The organism is Nonomuraea sp. NPDC049158, assembly GCF_040648335.1.
Lineage (GTDB): Bacteria > Actinomycetota > Actinomycetes > Streptosporangiales > Streptosporangiaceae > Nonomuraea.
In genome coordinates this window covers 1-6,674 of the sequence record NZ_JBEZDM010000082.1, presented here as the reverse complement: position 1 = coordinate 6,674, position 6,674 = coordinate 1, and the positions used below count along the sequence as shown (strand labels likewise).

Here is a 6,674-nt window from a genome sequence, read left to right as displayed (position 1 = left end):
GAGGCGGTCAACGCCGTCGAGAGCAAGTACCGGGCCGACTTCCTGCGCGACGTGCTCACCGGCCGGGCGGGCTCAGACGCCCATCGACTGGGTGTCGTTGCTCTCCGCGCCACCGGCCTCGGTGACGCCGTTCTTGAGGTGGTAGCGGGCGATCGCCTCGCGCAGCACCTCGCCGTCGAGCTCGCCGCGCTTGACCAGGCTGGTCAGCACGGCCAGCGTGATCGAGGCGGCGTCGACGTGGAAGTGACGGCGCAGCGCCGAGCGGGTGTCGGACAGGCCGAACCCGTCGGTGCCCAGCGAGGACCAGTCACCCGGCACCCACTGCGCGATCTGGTCCTGCACGGCCTTCATGTAGTCGCTGACGCCCACGAAGGGGCCGGCGGCCTGGGAGAGGGCCTGGGTGACGTACGGCACGCGCGGCTCGGCCTCGGGGTTGAGCAGGTTGTGCTCCTCGCAGGCCAGCGCGTCGCGGCGCAGCTCGGTCCAGGAGGTCGCCGACCACACGTCGGCCGACACGCCCCAGTCCTCGGCCAGCAGCCGCTGGGCCTCCACAGCCCACGGCCCCGCCACGCCCGAGGACAGGATGTTGGCCTTCGGTCCCTGCGTCTGCGGCCCCGCGGCGAACCGGTAGAGGCCCTTGAGCAGGCCCTGCACGTCGAGGTCAGCGGGCTGCGGGGGCTGGGTGTAGGGCTCGTTGTAGATGGTCAGGTAGTAGAAGATGTTCTCCGGCTGCTCGCCGTACATCCGGCGCAGGCCGTCCTTGACGATGTGCGCGACCTCGAACGCCCACGACGGGTCGTAGGAGAGCGCGCCCGGGTTCGTCGAGGCGATCAGCGGTGTGTGGCCGTCCTCGTGCTGCAGGCCCTCGCCGTTGAGCGTGGTGCGGCCGGCCGTGGCGCCGAGCAGGAAGCCGCGGCCCATCTGGTCGGCCATCTGCCACATCTGGTCGCCGGTGCGCTGCCAGCCGAACATCGAATAGAAGATGTAGATCGGGATCATGTGCTCGCCGTGCGTGGCGTAGGCCGTGCCCGCCGCGATCGTCGAGGCCATGGAGCCCGACTCGGTGATGCCCTCGTGCAGGATCTGGCCCTGGACGGCCTCCTTGTACGACAGCAGCAGCTCCCTGTCGACGGCCTCGTACGTCTGGCCGTGCGGGGAGTAGATCTTCGCCGTCGGGAACATCGCGTCGAGGCCGAACGTGCGAGCCTCGTCGGGGATGATCGGCACGAACCGGTGGCCGATCTCCTTGTCGCGCATCAGGTCCTTCAGCAGGCGGACGAAGGCCATCGTGGTGGCCACCTGCTGCTTGCCCGAACCCTTGCCGAACTGCTCGTAGACGTTGTCGGCGGGCAGCTTGACCGGTTTGGCGCGCATGACGCGCTTGGGCAGCACGCCGCCCAGGGCCGCGCGACGCTCCCGCATGTACTCGATCTCGGGGTCGTTCTCGCCCGGGTGGAAGTAGGGGGGCAGCTCGCCCTCGAGCGCGGAGTCGGGGATCGGCAGGTAGAGCCGGTCGCGGAACTCCTTGAGCTCGGCCTTGGTGAGCTTCTTCATCTGGTGCGTGGCGTTGCGCGCCTCGAAGTCCTTGCCGAGCGTCCAGCCCTTGATGGTCTGGGCCAGGATCACCGTCGGCTGGCCGACGTGCTCACGGGCCGCCTTGAACGCCGCGTAGACCTTGCGGTAGTCGTGGCCGCCGCGCGACAGCTTGCGGATGTCGTCGTCGGACATGTGCTCGACCATCTTGCGCAGGCGCGGGTCGCCGCCGAAGAAGTTGTCGCGGATGTAGCCGCCGGACTCGACGGAGTAGGTCTGGAACTGGCCGTCGGGCGTGGTGTTCATCTGGTTGACCAGCACGCCGTCGACGTCGGCCGCCAGCAGCGGGTCCCAGTCGCGGCCCCAGACGACCTTGATGACGTTCCAGCCGGCGCCCCGGAAGTAGGACTCCAGCTCCTGGATGATCTTGCCGTTGCCGCGTACCGGGCCGTCGAGCCGCTGCAGGTTGCAGTTGATGACGAACGTGAGGTTGTCGAGCTCCTCGCGGGCCGCCAGGCCGATCGCGCCGAGCGACTCGGGCTCGTCCATCTCGCCGTCGCCCAGGAACGCCCATACGTGGCTGCGGCTGGTGTCCTTGATCTGGCGGTTGAGCAGGTAGCGGTTGAACCGCGCCTGGTAGATCGCCCCGATCGGCCCCAGGCCCATGGAGACGGTGGGGAACTCCCAGAAATCGGGCATGAGCCGCGGGTGCGGGTAGGAGGGCAGGCCGTGGAAGCCGTGCGACAGCTCCTGCCGGAACGCGTCCATCTGCGCCTCGTTGAGGCGGCCCTCCAGGTAGGCGCGGGCGTAGATGCCCGGCGCGGCGTGGCCCTGGAAGAAGACCTGGTCGCCCGACTCGCCGTGGTCCTTGCCGCGGAAGAAGTGGTTGAAGCCCACCTCGTAGAGCGACGCGGCCGAGGCGTAGGTGGCTATGTGACCGCCCACGTTGGTGCGCGCGTTGGCGCGGGACACCATGATCGCGGCGTTCCAGCGGATGTACGCGCGGATCCGCCGCTCGACGTGCTCGTCGCCGGGGAACCAGGGCTCGCGCTCCGGCGGGATCGTGTTGATGTAGTCGGTGCTGCGCAGGCCCGGCACGCCGACCTGGTGCTCGCGGGCGCGCTCCAGCATGCGGAGCATCAAGTAGCGAGCTCTGCTGCGGCCCTCCGTCTTGACGACGTTGTCGAGGGACTCGAGCCACTCGTTGGTCTCACTGGGGTCGACATCAGGCAGTTGGCTGGGTAGGCCGTCGCTGATGATCGAAAATCGCTGGCGTCCGGAAGCCACTGGGTCTCGCCTTCCGAGGATGACTGATGTCTGGTCTGGGTCGCCTTCCATCCTGGTCGCTTACCGTAGAAAGTGCATCTCTACTGGTCGGTAACCAGTGTGTCCCTGCTGGCAGGGTCACAGTTGGTGGCCTAGACCACCGATGGTAGGACGAATCCCGGCCAAGGTTACCTTGGCCCGTCAATTTAACAAGACCGGAAAAGCTACGAAATTTCGCCGGGCGTGGCGTGAGGGTCCGCCGGCTCGGCCGCGACGACCGCCCGGCCCGCCCTGCGGCTCGAAGCGCCGCATCCGGGCAGCGTAACGTTTCGGTCAGGATTCTCCCTCTCCCTACGGAGGGAGGAGTGTGTCCCTCTTTCCGAACGGAGCTCTCCGTACGAGTCTGGAGATATGAACGCGACGATAGGCGACCGGCTGCTGGTGCACGGCAACACGGTCGGCGAGCGGGACCACGGTGGCATCATCATCGAGGTCCACGGAACCGACGGTGGGCCCCCGTACATCGTGCGGTTCGACGACGGGCACACCGGGTTGGTTTTTCCCGGCCCTGATGCGGTCGTCGTACCTAAGTAGAATTCGTGTGTGAGATCTCAGATCATCTCCGTGGCCACGGGTTCACGGGAGACGGTGCACGACATCACCTCGGACTGCGCGGACTTCGTGCGGACGCTGGGGGAGGACGGGCTGCTGCACGTCTTCGTACCGCACGCCACGGCCGGGGTGGCACTGATCGAGCTGGGGTCGGGCAGTGATGACGATCTCGTCGCCGCCCTGCGCGATCTGCTCCCGGCCGACGACAGGTGGCGTCACGCCCACGGGTCGCACGGTCATGGCAGGTCACACGTCATGCCCGCGCTCATCCCGCCGTACGCGACCATCCCCGTACTTGGCGGGCGTCTGGCACTGGGCACCTGGCAGTCCATCGCAATCGTCGACCTTAATGTCGACAACCCGCAACGTCAGGTGCGCCTGTCGTTTTTGTCGGATTGATGCGGCCCGTCTACGGCCGTACCCGTGGCGACCGTTGACGACTAAGGGTCACAGCGTGTGGACTGTCCCGAAGCGATAAACCGCATATGCTGCGGGGCCACTCAAGCAGGAGGGATAAACGTGAGCGCGACCGCGGGTCAGGCGCAAAGTGAGCGCGGCCTGGCCGAACGGCTCGGCCTCAAGCCGGGTCAGGTGGTGCAGGAGATCGGTTGGGACGAGGACGTCGACGACGAGCTTCGCGACTCCATCGAGGACCTGACCGGTAACGAGTTGCTGGACGAGGAGACTGACGACGTAGTCGACGTGGTGCTGCTGTGGTGGCGCGACGGCGACGGCGATCTCTTCGACGTCCTCACCAACGCCATGCGATCACTCGCCGACGCCGGCCAGATCTGGCTGCTGACTCCCAAGGCCGGGCGCGACGGCCACGTGGAGCCGAGCGACATCGGGGAGGATGCCACTACGGCGGGTCTCTCGCAGACCAGCAGCATCTCCGCCGCGCCTGACTGGTCAGGGACCAGACTGGCCTCACCGAAGGGCCGACGCTAGGGAGTCTGAGCGCCTGCCATGCGGCAGGATGGCGTGTGTGAACGAACGTCCTGCCGAGGTCGGCGCGCTTGCTCCAGACTTCGAACTGCGGGACCAGCACGGCACTCCGGTGAAGCTGTCGAGCTTCCGGGGGAGGAAGGTCGTGCTGGTCTTCTATCCGCTTGCCTTCAGCGGCGTGTGCCATCGGGAGCTGTCGGCGCTGCGCGATGTCCAGGATTCCCTGGCTGACGCGGAGCTCCTCACCGTCTCGGTCGACTCCATGTTCACCCATCGCGCCTGGGCGGACGTGGAGGGTTACGCGTTCCCGTTGCTCTCCGATTTCTGGCCACATGGACAGGTCGCGCGGGCGTACGGTGTGTTCGATGACGAGAAGGGGGTTTCTCTGCGGGGGACCTTCATCATCGACGGCGGGGGCGTGATCCGGTGGTCGGTGGTCAATCCGACCAGCCAGGCACGTGACGTCGCCGATTACGTCAAGGCACTCGCCGACATTTCTTAACGGAGGAAACGATGCCCTGCTACCGCTGCGGGGCCCGGCAGACGGACCCCGTCCGTGGCGCCAGCCCGTGGAAGCGGGGGGTACGCCGCGAGACGCAGGTGCTCATCTGCCCGGACTGTCAACTGCTGCACGACCTCGATCTCGACGCGTGCGGCACGTGCGGGTCCACGGCGCTGATCTGCCGGCTGGGTGAGGTGGAGTGCAGGGCCTGCGGGGCCGTGCGGCAGGCGCGGGCGGAGACGTTCGTGGGGTCGGACGCGATGGCGGGCTCAGGCGCCCCGCCGGGCCTCTCGGCCGAGGTCGAGGCGGCGCTGAACCGGGTACTCGGCCGGGCCTGAGCTGGGAGCGTCCCACCTTTATCCGGACATTCGCTGAGCTGCGCTATCGTCTCCTGCGTGTCTGCAATGAGTTCGTTCGTGGTGGCGCTCGATGTCGGTGGCACGTCCATGAAGGGCGGCCTGGTCAGCGAGTCCGGCGCGGTGCTGCTGAGCGAGCGTTGCCCGACTCCCCGCTCGGAGGGCCCGGAGGCCGTCGTGGCCGCCATCCGCGAGTTCATCAGCCACCTGGCCGCCTCCGGCGACGGCATCCCGGCAGGCGTCGGCCTGGCCGTGCCGGGGCTGGTGTCCGAGGACGTGGCCGTCTACGCGGCCAACCTCGGCTGGCGTGACGTGCAGGCCTCCGACTTCACCGCACTCGACGTGCCGGTCATGCTGGGTCACGACGTACGTACCGGCGGCCTGGCGGAAAGCGTCCTCGGCGCGGGGCGCGGCGTACCCGACTTCCTCTTCCTGCCCATCGGCACGGGCATCGCCGGCGCCATGATCGTCCACGGCGAGCCGTACGGCGGCTCCTCCGGCTGGGGCGGCGAGATCGGCCACATCCCGGTCTTCCCGGACGGCGAGGAGTGCGCGTGCGGCCAGTTCGGCTGCCTGGAGACGTACGCGTCGGCGGCCTCGGTCGGCCGGCGCTACAGCCTCCGCTCCGGCCTCGAGGACGTCCGCGCCGAACAGGTCGTCTCCTCGGACGACCCGTTGGCCGTAGAGGTGTGGGACGAGGCGGTAGAGGCCCTCTCACTGGCCCTGGCCACGTACACCCTGCTCCTGGACCCCTCCATGATCGTCCTGGGCGGCGGCCTGGCCGAGGCGGGCCCCGCCCTCTTCGACCCCGTCCGCACCCGCCTCGTCAAACGCCTCGCCTTCCGAGACGCCCCACCCCTCCTGCCGGCCGCTCTGGGCGTCGACGCCGGCATGCTGGGGGCGGCCTTGCTGGGCTGGCGCGCGGCCGGCCGGGAAGAGCTGGGGGCAGGGTGGGTGGTGGATGTGCGATCGGAGCCGTTGGTGTCGTAAGGTGTAGTGCCGATCAGGGGCGGTTAGCTCAGCGGTAGAGCACTCGCCTTACAAGCGAGGGGTCACTGGTTCGATACCAGTACCGCCCACCAGCGGAAAAGCCCCGTTTCCGATCATGGAAACGGGGCTTCGTGCCATTAGCCTGCGCCGTAGCTCTCTTCCGAAGATCCGTTGGCGTCTTTGGTGATCTTGTCGTTCATTACGTCGGCGATCTTCCGGTCAGCCTCGGCCGTGCTGTGCTGGTAGATCAGCGCGGCCCGGACCAAGTCGTGTCCCATGCGCTGCATGAAGTCCTTGAGGCTCGCGCCGGAACGCGGCGATGGTGTTTCCGGTGTGCCGTAGATCATGGAAGTGCAAGCCAGGAAAGCCGACCTTCCTTGAGGTTCCCCCTGCGGCGTAGACACCCCTGACAATGGATCTTGTCCATAGAGGGGAGCCTTCGGGTGGCACGACCGTCGAAGTTCGGCGAG

8 protein-coding genes and 1 tRNA gene are annotated in these 6,674 nt (G+C 67.8%); 7 read left to right on the top strand and 2 right to left on the bottom strand.

Features of this window, described 5'->3' with window-relative positions:
* Positions 1-72 precede the first annotated feature (72 nt).
* Positions 73-2,820: a pyruvate dehydrogenase (acetyl-transferring), homodimeric type gene (gene aceE / locus AB0B61_RS57300; RefSeq protein WP_358450775.1), complete on the bottom strand. Its 2,748-nt coding sequence runs from the start codon at positions 2,818-2,820 to the stop codon at positions 73-75.
* A 390-nt stretch (positions 2,821-3,210) separates the two neighbouring features.
* Between aceE and AB0B61_RS57295 the strand changes: the two genes are divergently transcribed.
* From AB0B61_RS57295 to AB0B61_RS57265, 7 genes are all read left to right on the top strand, one after another.
* Complete coding sequence (locus AB0B61_RS57295; protein ID WP_225289011.1) at positions 3,211-3,393, top strand: DUF1918 domain-containing protein; 183 nt, start codon at positions 3,211-3,213, stop codon at positions 3,391-3,393.
* A gap of 9 nt (positions 3,394-3,402) precedes the next feature.
* Positions 3,403-3,810, top strand: a complete 408-nt coding sequence (locus tag AB0B61_RS57290; RefSeq protein WP_357940382.1) for a secondary thiamine-phosphate synthase enzyme YjbQ — start codon at positions 3,403-3,405, stop codon at positions 3,808-3,810.
* Between the two features lie 120 nt (positions 3,811-3,930).
* The gene (locus AB0B61_RS57285) at positions 3,931-4,359 is read left to right on the top strand and encodes a DUF3052 domain-containing protein (protein ID WP_357940384.1); all 429 of its coding nucleotides are present in this window, start codon (positions 3,931-3,933) and stop codon (positions 4,357-4,359) included.
* 28 nt (positions 4,360-4,387) lie between these two features.
* A complete protein-coding gene (locus tag AB0B61_RS57280) occupies positions 4,388-4,858 on the top strand; it encodes a peroxiredoxin (RefSeq protein WP_358450772.1) in 471 nt (156 codons plus the stop codon).
* 11 nt (positions 4,859-4,869) lie between these two features.
* Positions 4,870-5,196, top strand: a complete 327-nt coding sequence (locus tag AB0B61_RS57275; RefSeq protein WP_358450769.1) for a hypothetical protein — start codon at positions 4,870-4,872, stop codon at positions 5,194-5,196.
* Between the two features lie 66 nt (positions 5,197-5,262).
* Positions 5,263-6,204, top strand: coding sequence for an ROK family protein (locus AB0B61_RS57270; RefSeq protein ID WP_358450778.1), 942 nt, complete (start codon positions 5,263-5,265; stop codon positions 6,202-6,204).
* A 17-nt stretch (positions 6,205-6,221) separates the two neighbouring features.
* Positions 6,222-6,296, top strand: a tRNA-Val gene (locus tag AB0B61_RS57265).
* Between the two features lie 45 nt (positions 6,297-6,341).
* On the opposite strand, the gene AB0B61_RS57260 is transcribed toward AB0B61_RS57265, so the two are convergent.
* On the bottom strand, positions 6,342-6,551 hold the full coding sequence (locus AB0B61_RS57260) for a hypothetical protein (protein WP_358450766.1): 210 nt from the start codon (positions 6,549-6,551) through the stop codon (positions 6,342-6,344).
* Positions 6,552-6,674 lie beyond the last annotated feature (123 nt).